Source organism: Pseudomonas syringae group sp. 243L2, assembly GCF_032587875.1.
GTDB classification, from domain to species: Bacteria; Pseudomonadota; Gammaproteobacteria; order Pseudomonadales; family Pseudomonadaceae; genus Aquipseudomonas; species Aquipseudomonas amygdali.
The window spans coordinates 260,141-284,476 of the sequence record NZ_JAWHPL010000010.1 but is presented as its reverse complement, the minus strand read 5'-3'; the positions used below and the strand labels follow the sequence as shown (position 1 = coordinate 284,476).

The following is a 24,336-nucleotide window of genomic DNA, read 5'->3' as shown; positions in this document are numbered from 1 at the left end:
CGGATCAACCGGCCGGCCTCTTGGCCGTCGACCCAAGACGGATGCCTATGAACCCGAATTTTCTTGATTTCGAACAGCCTATCGCTGACTTGCAGGCCAAAATCGAAGAACTGCGCTTGGTGGGTAACGACAACTCGCTGAACATCGGCGACGAGATCTCCCGGCTGCAAGACAAGAGCAAGACGCTTACCGAAAGCATCTTCGGCAACCTGACCAGCTGGCAGATCGCGCGCATGGCACGCCATCCGCGTCGTCCCTACACGCTGGACTACATCGAAAACATCTTTACCGAGTTCGATGAGCTGCACGGTGATCGTCATTTCTCCGATGACGCAGCAATCGTCGGCGGTATTGCCCGTCTCGACGGCCAGCCGGTCATGGTTATCGGTCACCAGAAAGGTCGTGAGGTGCGCGAGAAGGTTCGTCGCAACTTCGGCATGCCGCGCCCCGAGGGCTATCGCAAGGCTTGCCGCCTGATGGAAATGGCCGAGCGCTTCAAGATGCCGATCCTGACCTTTATCGATACGCCGGGCGCTTATCCTGGTATCGATGCTGAAGAGCGCAACCAGAGCGAGGCAATTGCCTGGAACCTGCGTGTGATGGCCCGTCTCAAGACCCCGATCATCGCTACTGTTATCGGTGAAGGCGGTTCCGGTGGTGCGCTGGCGATTGGCGTATGCGACCAGTTGAACATGCTGCAGTATTCGACCTACGCGGTAATCTCTCCGGAAGGCTGCGCGTCGATTCTGTGGAAAACCGCCGAGAAGGCACCGGATGCTGCCGAAGCCATGGGTATCACCGCTGACCGCCTGAAAGGCTTGGGTATCGTCGACAAGGTCATCGCCGAACCATTGGGTGGCGCGCATCGTGATCCGGTCGCCGCCGCTGCCTTGATTCGCGAAGAGTTGAGCAGTCAGCTGGCGATGCTTAAGGAGTTCGATAACGATGAGCTGCTGGCCCGCCGTTATGACCGCTTGATGAGCTACGGTCTGTAAGCTGCGTTGCCACGATCGTTCCCACGTCTTGCGGGCTTTTGCCCGAAAGGCGTGGGAGCGAACCGCGCGACACTTCGTTTGTTCGCGAAAGGGCTGGCTTGAGCATTGAACCGTTCAGTGCGTGAATAAGCGAAGTTCGGTGAGAAACACCAATGACCACCTCCACACACAGCGGTCATGACCTTCCTGCCAGGCTCCTTCAGGCTTTGGCTCCCTGGCGCAACGCGCCAACCTGGCATATCGGCTTTTCCGGTGGCCTCGATTCCACGGTGCTGTTGCATCTTCTGGCTAAGCTCGCCAAGTGCGAAAGCCTGCCTGTCTTACACGCCATTCATGTTCATCACGGCCTGCAGGCCGCAGCCAATGCGTGGCCTGAACATTGTCGGCGGGTTTGTCAGGCGCTGGGTGTGGCATTTGAGCTGGTTCGGGTAAACGTCGATCCTGGTGCGAGCATCGAGCAGGCTGCCCGGCAGGCGCGTTACACCGCGTTCATTGACAGGCTGGCTGAGGGGGATGTGTTGCTCACCGGCCAGCACCGTGACGATCAGGCCGAGACCCTGCTGTTCCGTCTGCTGCGCGGCGCTGGTGTACGCGGTCTGGCTGCCATGCCCGATCAGCGAATTCTGGGGCGTGGGCATTTGGTGCGACCACTGTTGGCAGTGTCTCGTGTCGAACTTGAAGGCTACGCACATCAGCACGGTCTGCATTGGGTCGAAGACCCGAGCAACGACGACTCCCGGTTCTCGCGCAACTTCTTGCGCAGTGACGTGCTGCCATTGCTGACCTCAAGATGGCCTCAGGCATCGATCAGTCTGGCGCGCACGGCGTGCCACCTCGGCGAAGCACAGCAATTGCTGGACGAGCTTGCGGTGCAGGATCTGGCCGGTGCCCAGGTCACGACACCATTTGCCTGGCTTGGTTTGCCGGTGCTGAGCATTGGCCCGCTTGCCGTGCTGTCCGCAGCAAGGCAGCGCAATGCACTGCGCCACTGGCTTGCGCCGCTGACGCGTCTGCCGGATACCGATCACTGGGCTGGCTGGGAGGCATTGCGCGACGCAGCGCAGGATGCCCGTCCGCTGTGGCGGCTTGCCGATGGCGAGCTGCACAGGGCGCAGGGCTGCATCTGGTGGGTGCCCGCTGACTGGGAGCATGTCCGTCACCCGGTAACAGACTGGCCCGACTGCCGCACACCGTTGCACTTGCCGGGCAATGGCTGGGTAAGCCTTGAAGGTGATGTGCCGTGTGGCGCTCTGCAAATCCGCTACCGGCGGGGAGGTGAGGTGATGCACCTCGGCGGACGCGGCAGTCGTGATCTGAAACGGTTGCTCAACGAACAGGCTGTACCGGTTTTTCTGCGCGGCAGATTGCCGCTGCTCTACTGCGATAATGACTTGCTGGCCGTCGCCAACCTGCCTGGACTGGACGGTTCGCCCAATGAAAGCTGGCGTTTGCACTGGGTTGTACCGACCAGCGACCAAAGTTTGAGCTGAAAGGCCCTTTCAGGTAGACTACGCTCCCTTCTTGATACAACTTCTGTTGGTTCTTTTGAAACAACGCAAGTTGCCGGTTACCAACCAGTGTTTGCTGGGTAATTCTTAAAATGTAGCGCACACCACACTGGCTTCGGCCGGTCGGTTTCAACGCAGCAGTTTCGGGAGTGCACCGTGAATTTTGTCGGTAATCGGGGGCTTCGGCCTTCCTTCGCTATCCCCGGCGGCTCTGACCGCTTTAACGCAGACTTCTAGGGTTTTTCATGACGCGCTACATCTTCGTCACGGGCGGTGTTGTTTCTTCATTGGGGAAAGGCATTGCCTCGGCTTCATTGGCGGCCATCCTGGAGGCGCGGGGACTCAAGGTCACCATGCTCAAACTGGATCCCTATATCAACGTGGACCCAGGCACCATGAGCCCGTTCCAGCACGGTGAGGTGTTCGTCACTCACGACGGCGCCGAGACCGACCTGGACCTTGGTCACTACGAGCGGTTCATCCGCACCACCATGACCCAGAACAACAACTTCACCACCGGCCGTGTGTACGAACACGTCCTGCGCAAAGAGCGCCGTGGTGATTATCTGGGGGCGACCATTCAGGTCATTCCGCATATCACCGACGAAATCAAGCGCCGTATCATCAAGGGTGCAGGCGATGCCGACGTGGCGCTGGTCGAAATCGGCGGCACGGTGGGTGACATCGAGTCGCAGCCGTTCCTCGAGGCCATCCGCCAGTTGCGTTTCGAAGTGGGCGCACGCCGCGCGATGCTGATGCACCTGACGCTGGTGCCGTACATCGCTACTGCCGGCGAGACCAAGACCAAGCCGACTCAGCATTCGGTGAAGGAATTACGCTCCATCGGTCTGCAGCCTGATGTGCTGGTCTGCCGCTCCGACCACCCGATCGACGTGTCGTCGCGTCGCAAGATCGCTCAGTTCACCAACGTTGAAGAGCGTGCGGTTATCGCCCTTGAAGACGCGGACACCATCTACAAGATCCCGGGCATCCTGCATTCGCAAGGCTTGGACGATTTTGTGGTCGAGCGCTTCGGCCTGCAATGTGAGGGTGCCGATCTGTCCGAGTGGGACAAGGTCGTCGACGCCAAGCTCAACCCCGAGCACGAAGTCACCATCGCGATGGTCGGCAAATACATGGAACTGCTCGACGCCTACAAGTCGTTGATCGAAGCCATGAGCCACGCCGGCATCACCAACCGTACCAAGGTGAACCTGCGTTATATCGATTCCGAAGACATCGAAAACCAGGGCACCGGCCTGCTTGAAGGCGTGGATGCGATTCTGGTTCCAGGCGGCTTTGGCCTGCGTGGGGTCGAGGGCAAGATCACTGCCGTCCAGTTTGCACGGGAAAACAAGGTTCCGTATCTGGGCATCTGCCTGGGCATGCAAGTGGCGGTCATCGAGTTCGCACGTAACGTGCTGGGCTGGAAAGACGCCAACTCCACCGAGTTCAACCGTACCAGCGCGCACGCCGTGGTGGGTCTCATCACTGAGTGGGAAGATGCCACTGGTGCAGTCGAAACCCGTACCGAAAGTTCCGATCTGGGCGGCACCATGCGTCTTGGGGCGCAGGATTGCCAGCTTGAAGCCGGTTCGCTGGTACACGACTGCTACCGCAAGGACGTGATTGTCGAGCGTCATCGTCATCGCTATGAAGTGAACAACAATCTGCTGCCACAACTGATCGAGGCTGGCCTGAAGATTTCCGGTCGCTCCGGCGACGGTGCGCTGGTTGAAGTGGTCGAAGCACCGGATCATCCATGGTTCGTCGCTTGCCAGTTCCACCCGGAATTCACTTCCACGCCCCGTGACGGTCATCCGCTGTTCAGCGGTTTCGTCAAGGCGGCACTGGCTCAACATCAGAAAAACTCCTGACAGGGACTTCACACATGGCTCAGAAAACAATTCGCGTAGGTTCGATCGAGATCGCCAACGATAAGCCAATGGTGCTGTTCGGCGGCATGAACGTACTCGAATCCCGGGATATGGCCATGCAGGTCTGTGAAGAGTACGTAAGGGTGACCGAAAAGCTCGGTATCCCTTATGTGTTCAAGGCCAGCTTCGACAAGGCCAACCGCTCTTCGGTGAATTCCTACCGCGGGCCGGGCCTTGAAGAGGGCATGCGCATTTTCGAAGAGATCAAGCGCACCTTCAACGTGCCGTTGATCACCGACGTGCACGAGCCTCATCAGGCTGCCGTGGTTGCCGAAGTGTGCGACATCATCCAGTTGCCGGCCTTCCTGTCGCGTCAGACCGATTTGGTCGTTGCGATGGCGAAGACCGGCGCAGTCATCAACATCAAGAAAGCCCAGTTTCTCGCACCTCAGGAAATGAAACACATCCTGACCAAGTGCGAAGAGGCGGGTAATGATCAGTTGATTCTCTGCGAGCGGGGTTCCAGCTTCGGTTACAACAATCTGGTGGTGGACATGCTCGGCTTCGGCGTCATGAAGCAGTTCGAATACCCGATCCTGTTCGATGTGACACACGCCCTGCAAATGCCGGGTGGTCGCTCCGATTCTGCCGGTGGCCGCCGCGCTCAGGTCCTGGATCTGGCCAAGGCAGGCATCAGCCAGAATCTGGCCGGCCTGTTCCTTGAAGCGCATCCGGACCCTGACAACGCCAAATGCGACGGCCCGTGTGCCCTGCGTCTGGACAAGCTGGAGCCGTTCCTGGCCCAGCTCAAGTCACTGGATGAACTTGTCAAAAGTTTTCCGATCGTAGAGACCGCTTGAACAGGGTTCTCCGGTAAAGTGCCGTTCCCCGTCATTCGTGACGGGGTTGTCGCATTCAGACCTGCCTTTTTCTGCGTCTGACTGCGAGCATTGTTTTCCCAGCTGCGTCGTTTTCGTCAATCTTGGAGTGTTTACAACAATGGCAAAAATCGTCGACATCAAAGGTCGTGAAGTTCTCGACTCCCGTGGCAATCCCACTGTAGAAGCAGATGTGGTCCTCGATAACGGCATCGTTGGCAGCGCCTGCGCGCCGTCTGGTGCTTCAACCGGCTCGCGCGAAGCGCTGGAGCTGCGTGATGGCGACAAGAGCCGTTACATGGGCAAGGGCGTTCTGAAGGCCGTAGCCAATATCAACGGCCCTATCCGTGACCTGCTTCTGGGCAAGGACCCGGTTGACCAGAAGGCTCTGGATCACGCGATGATCAAGCTGGACGGCACCGAGAACAAGGCAAGCCTGGGTGCAAACGCAATTCTTGCGGTCTCCCTGGCAGCTGCCAAGGCGGCGGCTCAGGATCAGGATCTGCCGTTGTACGCGCACATCGCCAACCTCAATGGCACACCGGGCGTGTACTCCATGCCGGTGCCGATGATGAACATCATCAACGGTGGCGAGCATGCTGATAACAACATCGACATCCAGGAATTCATGATCCAGCCTGTCGGCGCCAAAACCTTCGCTGAAGGCCTGCGCTGGGGCACCGAGATTTTCCATCACCTCAAGGCAGTGCTCAAGGCGCGTGGCCTGAACACCGCTGTTGGCGACGAAGGCGGTTTCGCGCCTAACCTGGCGTCCAACAAGGAAGCGCTCGACGCTATTGCCGAAGCCGTCGCCAATGCGGGTTACACGCTGGGCACCGACGTGACCCTGGCGCTGGACTGCGCGGCGAGCGAGTTCTACAAGGACGGCAAGTACAAACTCAGCGAAGAGGGCGAGTACAGCTCCGCCGAGTTTGCCGAATACCTTGCCGAGCTGACGCGCAAGCACCCGATCATTTCCATTGAAGACGGTCTGGACGAGTCCGACTGGGATGGCTGGAAAGTTCTCACCGACAAGATCGGCGAGAAAGTCCAACTGGTCGGTGACGACCTGTTCGTAACCAACACCAAGATCCTGAAAGAAGGCATCGACAAGAAGATCGCCAACTCGATTCTGATCAAGTTCAACCAGATCGGCTCCCTGACCGAAACGCTGGAAGCCATTCAGATGGCCAAGGCTGCCGGTTACACTGCGATCATCTCTCACCGTTCCGGCGAAACCGAAGATTCGACCATTGCCGACCTGGCTGTGGGCACGTCTGCCGGTCAGATCAAAACCGGTTCGCTGTGCCGCTCCGACCGCGTTTCCAAGTACAACCAACTGCTGCGCATCGAGGAGCAATTGGGCTCCAAGGCCGCGTATCGTGGTCGTGCCGAGTTTCGCGGTTGAGCCATAGATGGTAAAAAGACGCAGAGTGCTGCACAGACTCGAGTCACCTGACTTGCCTGTGCAGCTCCGATGCTGACGCTCCGCGGTAATCTGGAGTGATTGAGCCTGGCTTATGTCAGGCTCAATGCCCTCAGTCGTTTGTTGTTCACGTTGGCTCTGCTGTCTTTTTTACTGGGTACCTGATATTTCAATGCGCAGTCCTAACTGGTTGTTCCTCGTCCTGCTCCTGTTGCTGGCTGGCTTGCAGTACCGCCTTTGGGTCGGTAACGGAAGCCTTGCGCAAGTGGCCAGCCTGACTCAGCAGATTGCCGACCAGCACGCTGAGAATGAGGTGCTGCTGGAGCGCAACCGCGTGCTTGATGCCGAGGTCATGGAGTTGAAAAAGGGTCTGGAAACCGTCGAAGAACGTGCCCGACATGAACTCGGCATGGTCAAGGACGGCGAAACCCTTTACCAGCTCGCGCAATAATCAAGTTGGTGCCATGAAAGACTTTCTTCCTGCCTTCTGGGCAGTGATACCTGCAGCGGGCATTGGTGCTCGCATGGCAGCTGACCGTCCCAAGCAATATTTGCAACTGGGCGGCCTGACAATTCTTGAACACAGCCTGCTTTGCTTTCTCGATCACCCTCGGCTCAAGGGCCTGGTGATCAGTCTGGCTGTGGACGACCCTTACTGGGCTGCATTGCCCTGCGCTAAAGATGCCCGCATTCAGCGAGTGGATGGCGGCAGCGAGCGTTCGGGCTCGGTGCTCAATGCGCTTCTGCACCTGCATGCTCAGGGCGCGAGCGACAATGACTGGGTGCTTGTGCATGACGCTGCGCGTCCTAATCTGGCGCGTAGTGATCTGGATAATCTGCTCGGCGAGCTGGCTGACGACCCGGTTGGCGGCCTGCTGGCCGTACCGGCCCGGGATACCCTCAAACGTGCCGACAGCAGTGGTCGCGTGCTTGAAACCGTGGACCGGAGCCTGATCTGGCAAGCATTCACGCCGCAGATGTTTCGTCTTGGGGCCCTGCATCGCGCCTTGGCGGACAGTCTGGTGTCGAATGTGAGCATCACCGATGAAGCATCGGCGATCGAGTGGGCAGGGCAGTCGCCGCGACTGGTCGAAGGGCGGTCCGATAACATCAAGGTCACTCGCCCCGAGGATCTTGAATGGTTGCGTCAACGCCGCACTGAGTTCGGTCGCTGACTACTGGCGGTACTCATCGCGCATCGCCAAGCCTTCTTTAAGATAGTCCACCAGCTTGCGCACCTTGGGCGACAGGTGCCTTTGCTGAGGATAAAGCGCCCAGACGGCAGTATTGGGCGGTTGATGGGCTTCCAACAATGAAACCAGCGTTCCATCGTTGAGGTGTTTCTGCACGTAATAGTCCGGCAACTGACACAGGCCGACCCCATGCAACGCGGCATCCAGCACCGCCTGGCCGCTGTTGCAGCGCCAGTTGCCTTGCACTCTCTGAGAGAACTCGCGGCCATTCTGCTGAAGCTGCCAGGTATCGCTGCCCCCGACCAGACAGTTGTGGCGATTCAGCTCCGACAGGCTGTGAGGTCGTCCATAGCGTTCAATGTAGGAAGGCGAAGCACACAGATACATTTGCCGTGGCGCGAGGCGAGTTGCAACCATGCGCGAATCCTGTAGCCGGCCAAGGCGAATCGCCAGATCCATCCCTTCATGCACCAGATCGAGCGTTTCATTGCTCAGCTCGATGTCGACCCGCAAGTGCGGATACAGGTCCATGAAGCGTGTCACCAGGGGCGTGATGAAGCGCTCGCCATAAGCCACAGCGCAGGTCATGCGCAGCAACCCTTTCGGCTCGCTGGCCAGATCGCCTACAGCGCGCAGTGCTTCTTCGCGGCCGTCCTGCAAACGTTGGCAGTGATGCAAAAAAGTTTGACCAGCCTCGGTCAGCGCGACCTTGCGCGTGCTGCGATAAAGCAAACGGGTTTGCAGTCGTTCTTCAAGGCGCACGATCTGACGGCTGATATGTGACGAGGAAACCCCGAGCCTTTGCGCTGCCGCTGTGAACTGGCCGCATTCAGCGACCGCAACGAATTCGTCCAGACCTTCCCAGCGATTGATGTGCATGGATTATCCCTGTACAGCATTAATGTTTTGCTTTTAGTTGTATTACTCGCCAATTGGCACTGTACTACACTGCATACCTTGTTTTTACCCGTCGGAGAAGTTTGATGATCAAGTCGCGCGCTGCTGTCGCTTTTGAAGCCAAAAAGCCATTGGAGATCGTTGAAGTCGATGTCGCCATGCCCAAGGCGGGAGAAGTGCTGCTCAGAGTAGTGGCCTCCGGCGTCTGCCATACCGATGCCTACACACTTTCCGGTGCCGATCCCGAGGGGATTTTTCCGTCGATTCTCGGTCATGAAGGCGGTGCGATTGTCGAAGCCATTGGTGAAGGTGTCACCTCTGTCGCGGTCGGTGATCACGTTATTCCGCTGTACACCCCGGAATGCCGCCAGTGCAAATTCTGCCGTTCGGGCAAGACCAACCTGTGTCAGGCGATTCGTGCCACGCAGGGTAAAGGCCTGATGCCGGATGGCACCACGCGTTTTTCCTACAAGGGCGAGCCGATTTTCCACTACATGGGCACTTCGACCTTCTCCGAATACACCGTACTGCCGGAAATCTCGGTGGCCAAAATCGACAAACAGGCACCGCTGGAAAAAGTCTGCCTGCTGGGTTGTGGTGTCACCACCGGTATCGGTGCGGTGCTCAACACTGCCAAGGTCAAGCCTGGCGATACCGTAGCGATCTTCGGTCTGGGCGGTATCGGCCTCTCAGCGTTGATCGGCGCGGTCAAAGCCAAAGCGTCTCGAATCATCGCCATCGATATCAACCCGGCCAAGTTCGAGATCGCCAAACAGTTGGGCGCGACTGATTGCGTCAATCCGAAGGATTTCGACCGTCCGATCCAGGAAGTCATTGTTGACATGACCGATGGCGGCGTCGACTTCTCGTTTGAGTGCATCGGTAATGTGCAACTGATGCGTGCAGCACTGGAATCCTGCCACAAGGGCTGGGGCGAGTCGGTCATCATCGGCGTGGCCGGTGCCGGTCAGGAAATCTCTACCCGTCCGTTCCAGCTGGTGACAGGACGCGTTTGGCGCGGTTCGGCATTTGGTGGCGTGCGTGGCCGCACCGAACTGCCAAGCTATGTCGACATGGCGCAGACCGGTGAAATCCCCCTGGACACGTTCATCACCCATACCATGGGCCTGGAAGACATCAACAAGGCGTTCGACCTGATGCATGAAGGCAAAAGCATCCGCACCGTCATTCATTTTTGAGGAGCAGCGGCAAGCGGCAAGCACGAAGATTTGTTACATGCTTGTAGCTTGCCGCTTGCAACTGGAGGAAGCGACATGCCTTTGGAAAACATTTCCTGCCAGAAAAGCTTCGGCGGCTGGCACAAGCGTTACAAACACCACTCTCAAGTACTGGGTTGTGACATGGTGTTTGCGGTCTATCTGCCGCCCCAGGCAGAGCAGGGCAGCAAGCTCCCGGTGCTGTACTGGTTGTCCGGTCTGACCTGCACCGACGAGAACTTCATGCAGAAAGCCGCAGCTCACCGGCTTGCTGCCGAGCTGGGCATTATTATCGTGGCTCCCGACACCAGCCCGCGCGGTGCCGACGTAGCAGACGACCCTGAGGGTGCCTGGGACTTCGGTCAAGGGGCGGGCTTCTATCTCAATGCCACCGAACAGCCATATGCGCGGCATTACCAGATGCATGATTACGTCGTCAGGGAACTGCCAGCCCTTATCGAAGAGCACTTCCCGGCGTCAGAGGCGCGCAGTATCAGCGGGCACTCGATGGGCGGGCATGGGGCGCTGGTCTGCGCACTGCGCAATCCCGGTCGCTACAGGTCGGTATCGGCGTTCTCGCCGATCAGCAATCCGATTGACTGCCCGTGGGGGCAAAAGGCGTTCTCCCGTTATCTGGGTGAAGACCGTTCGCGTTGGCGCGAGTGGGACGCCAGTGTGTTGATTGGGCAAGCGTCGGAAAAACTGCCGACGCTGGTGGATCAGGGTGATCGTGATGACTTTCTGGTCAATCAGCTCAAGCCTGAAGTTCTGGTTCAGGCCGCCAAGGCTGCGAACTATCCGCTGACCTTGCGGATGCAGCCAGGTTATGACCACAGCTATTTCTTCATCGCCAGCTTCATCGAAGACCATCTAAGGCATCACGCTGAAGCCTTGAACAGCTAACGAGCGCCAAAGCAGGTAGAATCACGCCCTGACTTTTTTCAGGGCGTTTTTTTATGCGTATTGGCCATGGCTATGATGTGCACCGTTTCGCTGAAGGCGACTTCATTACCTTGGGCGGCGTGCGGATTGCACACGGGTTCGGCCTGCTGGCCCATTCCGATGGCGATGTCCTGCTGCATGCCCTGAGCGATGCGCTTTTGGGTGCCGCGGCACTGGGTGATATCGGCAAGCACTTTCCTGACACCGATCCGCAGTTCAAAGGTGCCGACAGCCGCGTGCTGCTGCGTCATGTCCTCAAGCAGATCCACGGCAAAGGCTGGAAAGTGGGTAATGTCGACGCCACCATTGTTGCCCAGGCACCGAAAATGGCACCGCATATCGATGCCATGCGTGCCTTGATCGCTGAAGATCTACAGGTTGAGCTGGACCAGGTGAACGTGAAAGCGACAACGACAGAAAAACTCGGCTTTACCGGACGTGAAGAAGGCATCGCGGTGCATGCCGTTGCGTTGTTGCTGCGCGCATGAATGAACTTGAACTGCTTGGCCCCAGGGCCTACGGCGATGCACTGGGTCGTGCAGCCCTCAAGGCGACTGCCGAAGACTTTCAGGTCGACGAGGTGCTGGACATTCCGCTTTCAGGCGATGGCGAGCATTTATGGCTGTGGGTCGAAAAACGCGGTCTGAATACCGAAGAGGCGGCACGTCGGCTGGCCCGGGCCGCGGGGGTGCAGTTGCGTACGGTCAGCTATGCCGGTCTCAAGGACCGCCAGGCACTGACCCGCCAGTGGTTCAGCATTCAACTGCCGGGCAAGGCCGATCCTGATCTGTCGGCCGCGCAGGACGATACGCTGCAGATTCTCAAAAGCACTCGACACAAGCGCAAGCTACAACGCGGTGCTCACGCAGCGAATGGCTTTACGCTGCGGCTGACGCAACTGGACGCTGATACGGACGCTTTGAACCAGCGCCTTGAAATAATTGCCCGGCAGGGCATCCCCAACTACTTTGGTACGCAGCGTTTCGGTTATCAGGGCGGAAATCTTGGCGAGGCACGCGATTACGCTGCCCGCAAAGCGCTGCCTGAGCAACGTGCGGTGCGTTCGCGACTGTTATCAACGGCGCGCAGCTACCTGTTCAATCGGGTTCTGGCAGCCCGCGTTGCCGATGGCAGCTGGGAAAAGGCTCAGGTAGGGGATTTGCTCGCTTTCACCGACAGCCGCAGCTTTTTTCCGGCGGGTGTTGATGAGTGCAGCGATCCTCGGCTGGCGATTCTCGATCTGCACCCTACCGGGCCGCAGTGGGGTGAAGGCCCTTCGCCAGCCGGAGGCGCGACGGCAGAACTGGAAAATGCCATCGCCAATGATGAGTCTGCGTTGCGTGACTGGCTGGTCAGAGCGGGCATGGAGCACGAACGACGCATCCTGCGACTGCCCATTGGGCGGCTGACGTGGCATTATCCCGAGTCTGACATTCTGCAACTGGAATTCGTCCTTCCGCCCGGATGCTTCGCCACCGTTTTAGTGCGCGAACTCATTGATCTGGTGCCGGTTGGGCAGACGGACAGCCCATGCGTATTCTGATATCAAATGATGACGGGGTGAACGCGCCCGGTCTTGTCGCGCTCCATGCGGCGCTGGCGGACTATGCCGAGTGCGTGGTGATCGCCCCTGATCAGGACAAAAGCGGTGCCAGCAGTTCCCTGACACTCGACCGGCCCTTGCACCCACATGCACTGGCCAACGGCTTCATCAGTCTCAATGGTACGCCGACCGACTGCGTGCATCTGGGGATTCATGGGTTATTGGAGCATCAACCGGACATGGTGGTTTCAGGTATCAACCTGGGTGCCAATCTGGGCGACGATGTACTGTATTCCGGAACGGTCGCTGCAGCGCTCGAAGGGCGTTTTCTGCAGCGTCCGTCGTTTGCCTTTTCGTTTTTGTCACGTCAGCCGGATAATCTGGCGACGGCGGCGCATTATGCGCGTTTGCTGGTTGAGGCCCATGAGCAACTCGACCTGCCACCCCGCACGGTACTGAACGTGAATATTCCGAACCTGCCGCTTGAGCATATCCGCGGCATTCAACTGACCCGACTGGGGCACCGTGCCCGTGCTGCGGCGCCGGTAAAGGTTGTCGACCCGCGTGGTCGTGCCGGCTACTGGATTGCCGCTGCCGGCGATGTCGAGGACGGCGGTGCTGGCACCGACTTCCATGCGGTCATACAGGGTTATGTATCGATTACGCCGTTGCAGCTGGATCGAACTTATCAGGACGGATTCAGCAGCCTGAATACCTGGCTGGAGGGTCTTCGTTGATGTCGCGCGAGCAGGATGATCTATTGCGTCGCGGGATCGGGATGACCTCGCAGCGCACCCGTGAACGTCTGATCCAGCGCCTCTGCGAAGAGGGTATTTCCAACCAGCGGGTGCTGGACGTCATTCGCAAGACGCCCCGGCATCTGTTTGTCGATGAAGCGCTGGCGCATCGCGCTTATGAAGACACAGCGCTGCCCATCGGCCACAACCAGACGATTTCCCAGCCTTACATGGTCGCGCGGATGAGCGAGCTGCTATTGGCAGCAGGTCCGCTGGACAAGGTCATGGAGATCGGTACAGGGTCGGGCTACCAAACCGCGGTGCTGGCGCAGCTGGTGGAGCGTGTATTTTCGGTCGAGCGTATCAAAGTCCTTCAGGACCGCGCCAAGGAGCGTCTGGTCGAGCTCAATCTGCGTAATGTGGTTTTCCGCTGGGGCGACGGCTGGGAAGGCTGGCCTGCTCTGGCACCTTATAACGGCATCATCGTCACGGCAGTGGCAACCGACGTACCGCAGGCGCTGCTTGATCAACTGGCACCTGGAGGTCGGCTGGTCATACCGGTGGGTTCGGGAGAGGTTCAGCAATTGATGCTGATCATCCGTGAAGAAAACGGTTTTTCCCGGCACGTACTGGGGGCTGTGCGCTTCGTGCCACTGCTCAACGGGCCAATCGCGTGAAGATTGTCTGCGGTAAACAGTGAATTCTGGCTTCAGTCATTGGTCTACAGCGCGCGGCCCGGAATGTTGAATGGCCTGATGGCATCATTCCATGTAGCTGATTGATACATAACAACGTTTTTTCAACGGTTAATCACTGGCTGCCCGTCGCTATTACGGCACAATAGGCATCTTTTTTGAATTCAGTCACCAGTAAAGGGAGTGGCGGGTGAGTCTCACAGTCATTCAGCAGCTCAGGTCTTCAAGAAGTTATCAGCGTCTGGTGATTGGCATTGCTCTCAGTGTCCTTTTGGTCGGCTGCTCCAGCACGCCTTCAGGCGGTGTTCGTGTCGTTGATCGTAACGGTAATGCCGTTGCCCAGCGCCCGACGGTAACCACCGGCCAATACGTGGTCAGGCGCGGCGACACGCTTTTTTCTATTGCATTCCGTTACGGCTGGGACTGGAAAGCGCTGGCTGCCCGTAATCAGATCCCCGAGCCGTTTACCATCAAGCCAGGTCAGACAATTCGCTTTGACGGGCGCTCCTCTTCAACGCAGGACGTAGCGTCGACTTCTGGCGCAGGACGTCCGGTGACCTCTACATCAACCAGCACCAGCAGTTCCGGGTCCGTCAAAACTACGGTTATTTCCAAGCCTGTTGCGGTTGTACCTGTGGTAATACCTCCTTCTGCGACCACCGGCACAGGCCCGGCGGGCAAGTCTCCGACGGGTTGGACCTGGCCTTCAAGTGGCATTTTGATAGGAAAATTTTCCTCAAACGGCAGTTTGAATAAAGGAATTGATATCGCTGGTGATTTGGGACAGCCTGTTTTGGCAGCGTCTGATGGTTCAGTTGTTTACGCCGGAAGTGGATTACGGGGCTACGGCGAATTGATCATCATCAAACACAGCGATACCTACGTCAGTGCCTACGGTCATAATCGCAGGCTTTTGGTACGGGAAGGTCAACAGGTCAAGGCAGGGCAAACGATTGCCGAGATGGGGTCAACAGGAACTGACCGGGTGAAACTGCATTTTGAGATTCGCCGCCAAGGGAAACCTGTAGATCCATTGGGATTTTTGCCACGTCGTTGATAGTTGCCAGCCTGTTCCGGGCGTATTAGGAACAGGCTCAAGTGTTGCCATGGAATCAGGCGATACTGGAGCTTGAGGTCGAACTCACCAAAGGACTAAAACAATGGCTCTTGGCAACGAAGCGCCGGAGTTTGACATCGATGATGAAGTGCTCCTTATGGAAGCCGGCATTGTCCTGAAGGAAGCGTCAAACGAGAAGCAGCCACCCGCTGCCTCCGGACGCACCAAGGTCAAGCATTCAACATCGCTCAAACAACACAAGTACATTGACTACACGCGGGCGCTTGATGCTACCCAGCTGTACCTCAATGAAATCGGTTTTTCTCCTCTGCTGTCCCCGGAAGAAGAAGTTCATTTTGCGCGTCTGTCGCAAAGTGGAGACCCGGCCGGGCGCAAGCGCATGATTGAAAGCAATCTGCGTCTGGTAGTGAAAATTGCCAGACGCTATGTCAATCGTGGGCTGTCATTGCTTGACCTGATCGAGGAGGGCAACCTGGGGTTGATTCGGGCGGTTGAAAAATTCGACCCTGAACGAGGCTTTCGTTTTTCTACCTACGCCACCTGGTGGATTCGTCAGACCATCGAACGCGCGATCATGAATCAGACCCGGACCATCCGGCTGCCGATTCACGTCGTCAAGGAGCTGAACGTTTATCTACGCGCGGCCCGAGAGCTCACCCAGAAGCTGGATCACGAACCTTCTCCCGAAGAAATTGCCAATCTGCTGGAAAAACCGGTAGGTGAAGTCAAGCGCATGCTCGGCCTCAACGAGCGTGTCTCTTCGGTGGACGTCTCGCTGGGGCCTGATTCGGACAAGACCCTGCTCGACACCTTGACCGACGATCGTCCAACCGACCCCTGTGAGTTACTGCAGGACGATGACCTGTCCCAGAGCATCGATCAATGGTTGTCTGAGTTGACCGAGAAGCAGCGCGAGGTTGTCATCCGCCGCTTTGGCTTGCGCGGGCATGAAAGCAGCACACTTGAAGATGTAGGGCTTGAGATCGGTCTGACGCGTGAGCGGGTCAGGCAGATCCAGGTTGAAGGGCTCAAGCGCCTGCGTGAGATCCTTGAAAAGAACGGGCTGTCCAGCGAGTCCCTCTTCCAGTAACCCTCTCTTCGTAACGTCAATCCAGGGCCGATATAACACAGACTGTGTATATCGGCCTTTTTATATGTCTTTCGTAATTTGAATGTCGTAGGTCAATGCGTCTGCTCGGCCTTTCAGCTTTCAAAGCCTGTAAGTCATTGCGTACGGTTGCTGTAAGTCATTCAGGTAACAAGAGTGAGGCTTGTCGCCAAACAGCTGCGTTTTAGGATTTAACACCTTGTTTTAAATGGACATTATATTTTCGAAGGCGATTGCCATGGAAATATCCTGGAGCGTTTGAGGTGTTGCTCTGCCGGGGTAAATCTCTAATATCGAAGCTGTGCCAACGGACAGGCACAGGCCATCAAGGACGACGGTCAAGGACATCGCGGGATGCGATTCATCAGGATGATGACCAGGGAATACAGGGATCAGGGATAAAATGTGGGCGGGTCATACCGCCCCTTTTTTTGTCTGCAGAAAACCGGACTGTCCAACAAAAAAGGCCCTCTAGAGGGCCTTTTGTCTGTATGGAATCTAGCGTTCCAGATCAGCGATCTTGCCGGGTTTGCCATCCCACTCTGCCGCATCCGGCATAGCGTCTTTCTTTTCGGTGATATTGGGCCAGACTTCGGCAAGCTCAGCGTTGAGCTCGATGAAGTTTTCCATGCCAGCGGGAATCTCGTCTTCCGAGTAAATGGCCACGGCAGGGCACTCAGGCTCGCAGAGCGCGCAGTCGATACACTCGTCCGGGTGGATCACCAGGAAATTCGGGCCTTCGTAAAAGCAGTCCACCGGACAGACTTCTACGCAGTCGGTGTACTTGCACTTGATGCAGTTGTCGGTGACGACGAAGGTCATTTCTAATTTTCTCCTCAGGCGGCTGCGGCAGAGCCCTTCCAGACAGGGGTGCCAGGTTCGGGAGGTTTCCCGGCCCTATGAAAACACGTGCTTTTGGTGGGTGGCCTTGAAGCGGTAAGACTGCGTCGTCTGCTACCTGTCCCTGCCACCTACCGATGGTTCGCTGCATTTTCACGCGGCTCGAAAAACGCCTCGACCAGGCTAAAAGCCGAGAGCGTCCCAAACCGCGCGGGATTCTAACAGTATGTAACGCTTCGCGTCACAGGCGAGTTTGCAATGTGTATAGCAAATCCAGCGCCTGCCGCGGGGTCATATCGTCGACCTTGACCTTCGACAGCTCGTCGAGCACCGGGTGCGGCAGACTTGCGAACATATCGCTCTGCTGCGGGACTGCGGGCTTGCCGGGTTTGGCGCGCGGCTGCTCGTGCGGCAGGCTGGTGGTTTCCAGACGCTGCAAGTGTTCCTTGGCGCGGCTGATGACCTTGCCCGGCACGCCGGCCAGTTGCGCCACGGCCAGACCGTAGCTCTGGCTCGCAGGCCCTGGCAGTACGCGGTGCAGGAAAACGATCCGCTCGTTATGCTCAGTGGCGTTGAGGTGCACATTGCTCACCAGCGGTTCGCTTTCCGGCAGCACTGTCAGCTCGAAATAGTGCGTCGCGAACAGTGTATAAGCACGCAGTTGCGCCAGACATTCCGCCGCTGCCCAAGCCAGAGAAAGGCCGTCGAAGGTACTGGTGCCACGTCCGACTTCGTCCATCAGCACTAGGCTTTTGTCAGTGGCATTGTGCAGGATGTTTGCCGTTTCGCTCATTTCGACCATGAACGTCGAGCGTCCACCGGCCAGGTCGTCGCTGGAGCCGATACGGGTGAAGATCCGGTCGACCAACGACAGTTCGCAGCTGGCAGCGGGCACGAAACTGCCGATATGCGCCAGCAGTACAATCAGCGCCGTCTGACGCATATAGGTCGATTTACCGCCCATGTTCGGGCCGGTAATGACCAGCATGCGCGTGCTGTCGTCCAGCGCCAGGTCGTTGGCGACAAACGGGGTACTCAGTACCTGCTCTACGACCGGGTGACGGCCCTGCTCGATGCGCATGCAGGGTTCGGCAACGAACCGTGGGCAGTTGAGGTCCAGATTCAGCGCGCGCTCCGCAAGGTTGCTCAGCACGTCCAGCTCGGCCAGCGCCGCTGCCGTGTCCTGCAGCGGCGCTAGATGGCCGATCAGGTCTTCAAGCAGCGCTTCGTAGAGCATCTTTTCACGTGCCAGTGCGCGGCTTTTGGCCGACAACGCCTTGTCTTCGAATTCCTTGAGCTCGGGCGTGATAAAGCGCTCGGCCCCCTTGAGGGTCTGGCGGCGTATGTAATCAGCCGGGGCCTGCTCGGCCTGTTTGCTCGGCAGCTCGATGAAGTAGCCGTGTACGCGGTTGTAACCGACTTTCAGGTTGGCAAGACCGGTACGGGCCTTTTCGCGGGCTTCCAGATCGATCAGGAACTGACCGGCGTTTTCACTCAGCGATTGCAGATCATCCAGCTCAGCGTCGTAACCAGTCTTCAGAACACCGCCGTCGCGTATCACGGCAGGCGGATTGTCGATGATCGCGCGCTGCAGCAGATCAGCGAGTTCCGGATAGGTGCTGGCGGTCTGCGCAAGTTGTTGCAGGTGCGGCGCTTCAAGATCGGTCATCGCCTGTTGCAGTTCGGGCAGAGCGCTCAGGGCATCGCGCAGACGGGCAAGGTCTCGTGGTCGCGCATTACGCAGGCCGATACGCGCCAGAATCCGCTCGATGTCGCCGATTTCCTTGAGCTGCGGCTGCAGGTTCTCGAAGCGGTAGCGCTCCAGAAAGCAGGTAATGGACGTCTGGCGTGCCTGAAGAATCGTCAGGTCGCGCAACGGCCGGTTCAGCCAGCGGGTCAGCAGCCGCGTTCCCATCGCCGTCTGGCAACGGTCCATGACCGATTGCAGCGTATTGTCGCGGCCACCGGAAAGGTTGGTGTCCAGCTCAAGGTTGCGCCGACTGGCGGCGTCGAGGATTACCGCATCGTCGAGGCGTTCGTGGCGCAGGCTGCGCAAGTGGGGCAGGGCGGTACGCTGGGTTTCCTTGGCGTAGCTGAGCAGGCAGCCCGCAGCACCGATGGCGAGTGTCAGGTTTTCGCAACCAAAACCCTTCAGGTCCTGGGTTGAAAACTGCTGACACAGACTTTTATGGGCTGAGTCGCGCTCGAAATCCCACGGCGCACGACGTCGCGCACCACGGCGTTTTTCGGCAGGCAGACCTTGCGGCCAGTCGTCCGGAATCAACAGCTCGACCGGGTTGATGCGTTCAAGCTCGGCCAGCAGGTTCTCCCAGCCCTTGATCTCCAGCACACTGAAGTTGCCGCTGGTGATATCCAGCACGGCGAGGCCGAACAGGCGTTCGTCACCCAGTACGGCGGCAATCAGGTTATCCCTGCGCTCATCGAGCAAGGCCTCGTCGCTGATGGTTCCGGGCGTAATGATGCGGACCACCTGACGATCCACCGGGCCCTTGCTGGTGGCCGGGTCGCCGATCTGCTCGCAGATCACGACCGATTCGCCCAGCTTAACCAGTTTGGCCAGATAGCCTTCGGCGGCGTGATAAGGAATCCCGCACATGGGGATGCTCTGGCCTGCCGACTGACCGCGCGCGGTCAGGGTGATGTCCAGCAACTTGGCGGCTTTCTTCGCATCTTCGTAGAAGATCTCGTAGAAATCGCCCATGCGATAAAACATCAGTTGATCCAGGTGCTGGTTTTTGAGTTTCCAGTACTGCTGCATCATCGGAGTATGTGAGGACAGGTCGGAAATTGCTTTATTCATCAGTGGCTTAGGCAAGTTCTTGAGAGGAGTGAGGCAACCTTGAGGCATGACGGGTGGTCCCTCCTTGAATCGAGGGGCGTCTGCCGGGTATGTGCGATGGTCGCAAGGTTATCACGCTCAATCATGCGGTGCAGTTAGAGCGTACCTTCCGCTTATTGGTGACCGGGCGTTTCCTGACAGCCATCAACCTCGATTTGGCGTATAGACTTTCATCGCTGCTACTCGATAACCGGGCGGCACGCTATAAAAAAGGACTTTTATATGAAAAACAAACGAGCAAGGGATTCCGTCAACGGTCGCTTCATCCCGCTGGAAGAAGCCAGAAAAAGGCCGAGAGAAACGACGGTCGAAACGGTCAAAAAGCCGGAACGCAGGAAAGATGCGCGATAAACCGGCAATGGCAGACCCGCTTCAAGGCGGCTGCCTTGTCTCAGGAATCACTTTTACAGGCTTCCAGCATGAATGAGGACACCGTGGACGAGATAACCGGGCTGGCCAATACGCTTGGCAGGCTTCTCGGCGCAATGAACGCTCAAGTGACCACCGCCGAATCCTGCACAGGAGGCGGAATCGCCGAAGCGATCACACGCATCGCCGGCAGCTCGGCGTGGTTCGAAGCGGGTTATGTGACTTATTCAAATGCCCAGAAGACTCGGCAATTGGGCGTGCCCGAGGCACTGTTCGTAGAGGCCGGGGCGGTCAGCCAGCCTGTTGTCGAAGCCATGGTGCGAGGTGCGCAGCGTGAAAGCGGCGCGCGATTCGCCGTCGCAGTCAGCGGTGTTGCAGGGCCTGGCGGTGGTTCGCCGGATAAACCGGTCGGTACCGTATGGCTGTGTTGGGGCAAGGATGACGCGCTTGTCGCACAGCGTCGCCAGTTCGATGGCGACCGGGATCAGGTCCGTCGACAGACGGTCGAAGCCGCGCTGCAAGGGCTTATACAGCTTGCGCGTGGAGAAATGCCAAAACAGGGGTAGGCGCGCGCTCATCGCTGTGGAATAATACTGTCTACTTATACAGGTGTTGTGGCCATCAAGGCCCTAATTGAATTTGATTACGTGAGGACTTCAATGGACGACAACAAGAAGAAAGCCTTGGCTGCGGCCTTGGGTCAGATCGAGCGTCAGTTCGGTAAAGGTGCCGTGATGCGCATGGGCGACCATGATCGCCAGGCTATTCCTGCCATCTCCACCGGTTCGCTGGGTCTGGATATCGCACTGGGCATCGGCGGTCTGCCGAAAGGCCGGATCGTGGAAATCTACGGTCCAGAGTCTTCCGGTAAAACCACGCTGACGTTGTCGGTTATCGCGCAAGCCCAGAAAATGGGTGCTACCTGTGCGTTTGTCGACGCCGAGCACGCGCTTGATCCGGAATACGCCGGCAAACTGGGCGTCAATGTCGACGACCTGCTGGTTTCGCAGCCGGATACCGGTGAGCAGGCGCTTGAAATCACCGACATGCTGGTACGTTCCAACGCCATCGACGTCATCGTTGTCGACTCCGTTGCTGCGCTGGTGCCTAAGGCAGAGATCGAAGGCGAAATGGGCGATATGCACGTGGGTCTGCAGGCGCGTCTGATGTCGCAGGCACTGCGCAAGATCACCGGCAACATCAAGAACGCCAACTGCCTGGTGATCTTCATCAACCAGATCCGCATGAAAATCGGTGTGATGTTCGGCAGCCCGGAAACCACTACCGGTGGTAACGCTCTGAAGTTCTACGCTTCGGTACGTCTGGACATCCGCCGTACAGGCGCAGTGAAAGAAGGCGACGAGGTTGTCGGCAGCGAAACCCGCGTCAAGGTCGTGAAGAACAAGGTGGCTCCGCCATTCCGTCAGGCCGAGTTCCAGATTCTTTACGGCAAGGGTATCTACCTGAACGGCGAAATCGTTGATCTGGCCGTGCTGCATGGCTTTGTCGAGAAGTCCGGTGCCTGGTACAGCTACCAAGGCAGCAAGATCGGTCAGGGTAAAGCCAACTCGGCCAAGTTCCTGGCAGATAACCCGGAAATCTGCAAAGCGCTCGAGAAGCAGATTCGCGACAAGTTGCTCACCCCTGGTGTCGACACCAAAGCTGTCGGTTCCCGCGAAGCTGCCGTTGCTGATGATATGGCCGAAGCAGACGCTGATATCTGATAGTCATGCCTGTCGTACTTGATACACCTGTCGCCGTAAGGCGCACTGCAATGGATCTGCTCGCACGTCGCGAGCACGGTCGGGTCGAGCTGACGCGTAAATTGCGTCAGCGCGGCGCTCCCCCCGAGCTTATCGATGCAGCCCTTGATCGTCTGGTCGAGGAAGGTTTGCTCTCCGAGTCCCGTTACCTTGAAAGCTTCGTTTCTTATCGGGCACGTTCGGGCTATGGCCCTGTTCGTATTCGAGAAGAGCTGAATCAGCGTGGCTTGCAGCGGGCCGACATTGAGCAGGCGCTCAGGGAATGTGGTGTGGATTGGCAGGAGAAGCTTCACGAGCTCTGGCAGCGCAAGTTTGCCGGTGCTTTGCCTGTTGATGCTCGTGAGCGAGCCAGGCAGGGAAGGTTTCTGAGTTATCGCGGCTATCCGCTGGATATGATCGGCCGCTTGTTAAGCGGCCGTGGCGGGGATGACTGAGGTATCAGAGCGTTTTCTGTGGCGCTTGATCCTGCGCGCCATCTCTTGTCGCTGAGGCGTCCTCCCAGTTTTCCTGTTGATTGATGTAGTCCACCAGTTCACGAAGCCTGCCCTGATTGCGTCCTGTAAAGGTAAACGCAAGTCGTGTCAGGTGACTGAATTGAACTTCATCGTGCTCCTCGCCCTGATAGCTGTGCTGATGAAAGTTTTCATTGATACACAGATCGGCGAAAGCTTCCTGCATGTGCTCCAGAGCCTTCGCGCTGAGCGCGTGGCGCATGCGGATCACAAACTTGTTCTTCAGCCAGCGGCTGGAGTGGAAGTTGCCATAAAACTGGTTGATCTCTTCCACGGCGTCATCGGCGCTGTAGACCAGTCTCATCAGTTTCATATCGGCTGGCAGAATGTAGTGGTTGTCCTGCAACTGGTTTTTGATGAAGTCCAGTGCACCTTGCCAGAAGCTGCCGCCAGGGGTGTCCAGTAACACGACGGGCACCAGAGGGCTTTTGCCGGTCTGTATCAATGTAAGCACTTCCAGCGCTTCGTCCAGGGTTCCAAACCCGCCTGGACACAGCACCAGTGCGTCGGCTTCCTTGACGAAGAACAGCTTGCGTGTGAAGAAGAAGTGGAAAGGCAGCAGGTTTTCCGTGCCCTCCACCGTAGGGTTGGCGTGCTGCTCAAAGGGCAGGGTAATGTTGAACCCCAGGCTGTGTTTCAGACCTGCACCTGCGTGGGCTGCCGCCATGATGCCGCCACCTGCGCCGGTGATGACCATCATGTCCGAGCGGGCAAGCTTTTCGCCCAGCTCTCTGGCCTGTGCGTAAAGGGGGTGCTCTTGAGGGGTGCGAGCAGAGCCGAATACGGTGACTTTGCGGCGGCCCTTGAAGCGCTCGAGCACCCGAAAGGCTTTGTCCAGTTCGCGCAGGGTTTGCAGCGTTATCTTGACGTCCCAGCGATTGCGGTCGTCCTGGGCCATGCGCAACACCGTGAGCATCATGTCGCGATACAGCGGCAGGTTTCTGGTACCAGGAGCAACCTCGTTGATGTGCTCTTCAATTTTGCTGGTCAGGTCGAGCCCGTTGCTTTGAAAGTGTCGGGATAGAAGATCGTCAGGTACATACGGCATTCGGGGTTTATCCTCCTGCAGAATCAATGGCCCGGTGGGGCGTGTTGAATCGATGATGTCCCGGTTTGCAGAGAAAGGCTACCCATTCCCTGTTCATTGCCAGGGCGGATTCGTTGCAGGATGTCTTGAGCGTTGCTGAACTGACGCGCCTGAGGGACAGGCGCGCGGGGAGGGGGCTACGTGCCGGGGTGGCTTACTTTTTCGGCTTTACAGTGCAATCCGACGCCTGAAAGGTCTGGGTCGCAACCGGGCGGTTGGTCTTGTACTCGGTGAACTGATACTTGAGGACGGCTCCCTTGGTCATCAACTGGCGGAAACCGTTGTTGTGGCAAACGCTGTTGCCCAACTGGTTGCGCATCACGTCCGGGTTGGCGCGCATTTGCTGGGCCTGACCTTCGCGTACGCTCAAATGGTTGATCAATTCGTTGCCACTGACGGTATAGCCCTGATCGAGGATGTCTTCGTTGATCGCTCTTGGCGTGCCGACACTGCTTTCCTTAGCGACTTTTTCCAGCATCTTGCTGAGTTCGAACTCCTGTTTCGACGCCGCCTGGGCGCATAGCGGAGCAACGAGCAAAAGCGTAAGGGTGGGTACGATAAGGCGCAGCATTAAACTCTCCTGGTTAAGTGGCTGGCCGTTGGACCAGCGACTTCAAAGTGCGTTCCGGGCAGCCCGCCGATAACGCGGGTTGCAATGGCGCAGCAGTATAGAGCAGGAGTCTTCATCGGGCCTAGGGGCTGTACCCGTTTCAACACGGTCTCTCTGACACGGGAACAGCCCGAGGACCGAAAGCGGGTTGAAGTGCCGGTGCTCTGATAAACTGCGCGGACTTTAATCCTGCCGAGTCTT

Annotated in this window: 24 protein-coding genes; 19 read left to right on the top strand and 5 right to left on the bottom strand. The window is 57.8% G+C overall.

Going from position 1 to position 24,336, the window contains the following annotated elements; genetic code table 11:
* Positions 1-47 precede the first annotated feature (47 nt).
* The 7 genes from accA (at position 48) to ispD (ending at position 7,859) form a co-directional block, all read left to right on the top strand.
* Positions 48-995, top strand: a complete 948-nt coding sequence (gene accA, locus RYB66_RS05275; protein WP_002554714.1) for an acetyl-CoA carboxylase carboxyl transferase subunit alpha — start codon at positions 48-50, stop codon at positions 993-995.
* Between the two features lie 152 nt (positions 996-1,147).
* Complete coding sequence (tilS, locus tag RYB66_RS05270) at positions 1,148-2,485, top strand: tRNA lysidine(34) synthetase TilS (protein ID WP_316893943.1); 1,338 nt, start codon at positions 1,148-1,150, stop codon at positions 2,483-2,485.
* Positions 2,486-2,748: 263 nt separating this feature from the next.
* Positions 2,749-4,380, top strand: a complete 1,632-nt coding sequence (locus RYB66_RS05265; RefSeq protein WP_002554712.1) for a CTP synthase — start codon at positions 2,749-2,751, stop codon at positions 4,378-4,380.
* Positions 4,381-4,394: 14 nt separating this feature from the next.
* Positions 4,395-5,240, top strand: coding sequence for a 3-deoxy-8-phosphooctulonate synthase (gene kdsA / locus RYB66_RS05260; protein ID WP_004666021.1), 846 nt, complete (start codon positions 4,395-4,397; stop codon positions 5,238-5,240).
* Positions 5,241-5,379: 139 nt separating this feature from the next.
* Entirely contained in the window at positions 5,380-6,666 is a 1,287-nt protein-coding gene (gene eno / locus RYB66_RS05255; protein ID WP_005743441.1) for a phosphopyruvate hydratase, read from the top strand.
* A gap of 190 nt (positions 6,667-6,856) precedes the next feature.
* Complete coding sequence (gene ftsB, locus RYB66_RS05250; RefSeq protein WP_002554710.1) at positions 6,857-7,135, top strand: cell division protein FtsB; 279 nt, start codon at positions 6,857-6,859, stop codon at positions 7,133-7,135.
* 13 nt (positions 7,136-7,148) lie between these two features.
* Positions 7,149-7,859 (top strand): 2-C-methyl-D-erythritol 4-phosphate cytidylyltransferase, encoded by a 711-nt coding sequence (gene ispD / locus RYB66_RS05245; RefSeq protein WP_004657939.1) that lies wholly within the window; start codon positions 7,149-7,151, stop codon positions 7,857-7,859.
* Here ispD and RYB66_RS05240 read toward each other — a convergent pair whose 3' ends face one another.
* Positions 7,860-8,750, bottom strand: a complete 891-nt coding sequence (locus RYB66_RS05240) for a LysR family transcriptional regulator (protein ID WP_183132721.1) — start codon at positions 8,748-8,750, stop codon at positions 7,860-7,862.
* 110 nt (positions 8,751-8,860) lie between these two features.
* Between RYB66_RS05240 and RYB66_RS05235 the strand changes: the two genes are divergently transcribed.
* The 8 genes from RYB66_RS05235 to rpoS all read left to right on the top strand — a co-directional run bounded on the left by RYB66_RS05235 (position 8,861) and on the right by rpoS (position 16,076).
* Positions 8,861-9,973, top strand: a complete 1,113-nt coding sequence (locus tag RYB66_RS05235) for an S-(hydroxymethyl)glutathione dehydrogenase/class III alcohol dehydrogenase (RefSeq protein WP_004666019.1) — start codon at positions 8,861-8,863, stop codon at positions 9,971-9,973.
* 75 nt (positions 9,974-10,048) lie between these two features.
* Positions 10,049-10,894, top strand: coding sequence for an S-formylglutathione hydrolase (gene fghA / locus RYB66_RS05230; RefSeq protein ID WP_005733317.1), 846 nt, complete (start codon positions 10,049-10,051; stop codon positions 10,892-10,894).
* Between the two features lie 53 nt (positions 10,895-10,947).
* On the top strand, positions 10,948-11,421 hold the full coding sequence (gene ispF, locus RYB66_RS05225; RefSeq protein WP_002554705.1) for a 2-C-methyl-D-erythritol 2,4-cyclodiphosphate synthase: 474 nt from the start codon (positions 10,948-10,950) through the stop codon (positions 11,419-11,421).
* Positions 11,418-12,476: a tRNA pseudouridine(13) synthase TruD gene (gene truD / locus RYB66_RS05220; RefSeq protein ID WP_010201444.1), complete on the top strand. Its 1,059-nt coding sequence runs from the start codon at positions 11,418-11,420 to the stop codon at positions 12,474-12,476. Before ispF ends, truD begins: the two co-directional genes overlap by 4 nt.
* A complete protein-coding gene (gene surE, locus RYB66_RS05215) occupies positions 12,464-13,213 on the top strand; it encodes a 5'/3'-nucleotidase SurE (RefSeq protein ID WP_005743445.1) in 750 nt (249 codons plus the stop codon). The genes truD and surE overlap by 13 nt, the downstream gene beginning before the upstream one ends.
* 41 nt (positions 13,214-13,254) lie before the next feature.
* On the top strand, positions 13,255-13,890 hold the full coding sequence (locus RYB66_RS05210) for a protein-L-isoaspartate(D-aspartate) O-methyltransferase (protein ID WP_002554702.1): 636 nt from the start codon (positions 13,255-13,257) through the stop codon (positions 13,888-13,890).
* A gap of 208 nt (positions 13,891-14,098) precedes the next feature.
* On the top strand, positions 14,099-14,965 hold the full coding sequence (locus tag RYB66_RS05205) for a peptidoglycan DD-metalloendopeptidase family protein (protein ID WP_002554701.1): 867 nt from the start codon (positions 14,099-14,101) through the stop codon (positions 14,963-14,965).
* Positions 14,966-15,068: 103 nt separating this feature from the next.
* Positions 15,069-16,076 (top strand): RNA polymerase sigma factor RpoS, encoded by a 1,008-nt coding sequence (rpoS, locus tag RYB66_RS05200; RefSeq protein WP_004657931.1) that lies wholly within the window; start codon positions 15,069-15,071, stop codon positions 16,074-16,076.
* A 516-nt stretch (positions 16,077-16,592) separates the two neighbouring features.
* On the opposite strand, the gene fdxA is transcribed toward rpoS, so the two are convergent.
* Both fdxA and mutS read right to left on the bottom strand, forming a co-directional pair.
* Positions 16,593-16,916 carry a ferredoxin FdxA gene (gene fdxA / locus RYB66_RS05195; RefSeq protein WP_004657930.1) on the bottom strand — a complete coding sequence of 108 codons (324 nt, stop codon included), beginning with the start codon at positions 16,914-16,916 and terminating at the stop codon, positions 16,593-16,595.
* A gap of 259 nt (positions 16,917-17,175) precedes the next feature.
* A complete protein-coding gene (gene mutS / locus RYB66_RS05190) occupies positions 17,176-19,743 on the bottom strand; it encodes a DNA mismatch repair protein MutS (RefSeq protein WP_316894015.1) in 2,568 nt (855 codons plus the stop codon).
* Positions 19,744-20,016: 273 nt separating this feature from the next.
* Between mutS and RYB66_RS05185 the strand changes: the two genes are divergently transcribed.
* The 4 genes from RYB66_RS05185 to recX all read left to right on the top strand — a co-directional run bounded on the left by RYB66_RS05185 (position 20,017) and on the right by recX (position 22,360).
* Positions 20,017-20,145, top strand: coding sequence for a hypothetical protein (locus RYB66_RS05185; protein WP_255872123.1), 129 nt, complete (start codon positions 20,017-20,019; stop codon positions 20,143-20,145).
* Positions 20,146-20,213: 68 nt separating this feature from the next.
* Positions 20,214-20,729 (top strand): CinA family protein, encoded by a 516-nt coding sequence (locus RYB66_RS05180; protein ID WP_005743449.1) that lies wholly within the window; start codon positions 20,214-20,216, stop codon positions 20,727-20,729.
* 93 nt (positions 20,730-20,822) lie between these two features.
* Entirely contained in the window at positions 20,823-21,887 is a 1,065-nt protein-coding gene (recA, locus tag RYB66_RS05175) for a recombinase RecA (protein WP_004657925.1), read from the top strand.
* A gap of 5 nt (positions 21,888-21,892) precedes the next feature.
* Positions 21,893-22,360, top strand: a complete 468-nt coding sequence (gene recX, locus RYB66_RS05170) for a recombination regulator RecX (protein WP_005743450.1) — start codon at positions 21,893-21,895, stop codon at positions 22,358-22,360.
* A gap of 4 nt (positions 22,361-22,364) precedes the next feature.
* On the opposite strand, the gene RYB66_RS05165 is transcribed toward recX, so the two are convergent.
* Positions 22,365-23,486 carry an LOG family protein gene (locus tag RYB66_RS05165; RefSeq protein ID WP_002554686.1) on the bottom strand — a complete coding sequence of 374 codons (1,122 nt, stop codon included), beginning with the start codon at positions 23,484-23,486 and terminating at the stop codon, positions 22,365-22,367.
* A 193-nt stretch (positions 23,487-23,679) separates the two neighbouring features.
* The gene (locus RYB66_RS05160; protein WP_002554685.1) at positions 23,680-24,096 is read right to left on the bottom strand and encodes a quorum-sensing-regulated virulence factor family protein; all 417 of its coding nucleotides are present in this window, start codon (positions 24,094-24,096) and stop codon (positions 23,680-23,682) included.
* Positions 24,097-24,336 lie beyond the last annotated feature (240 nt).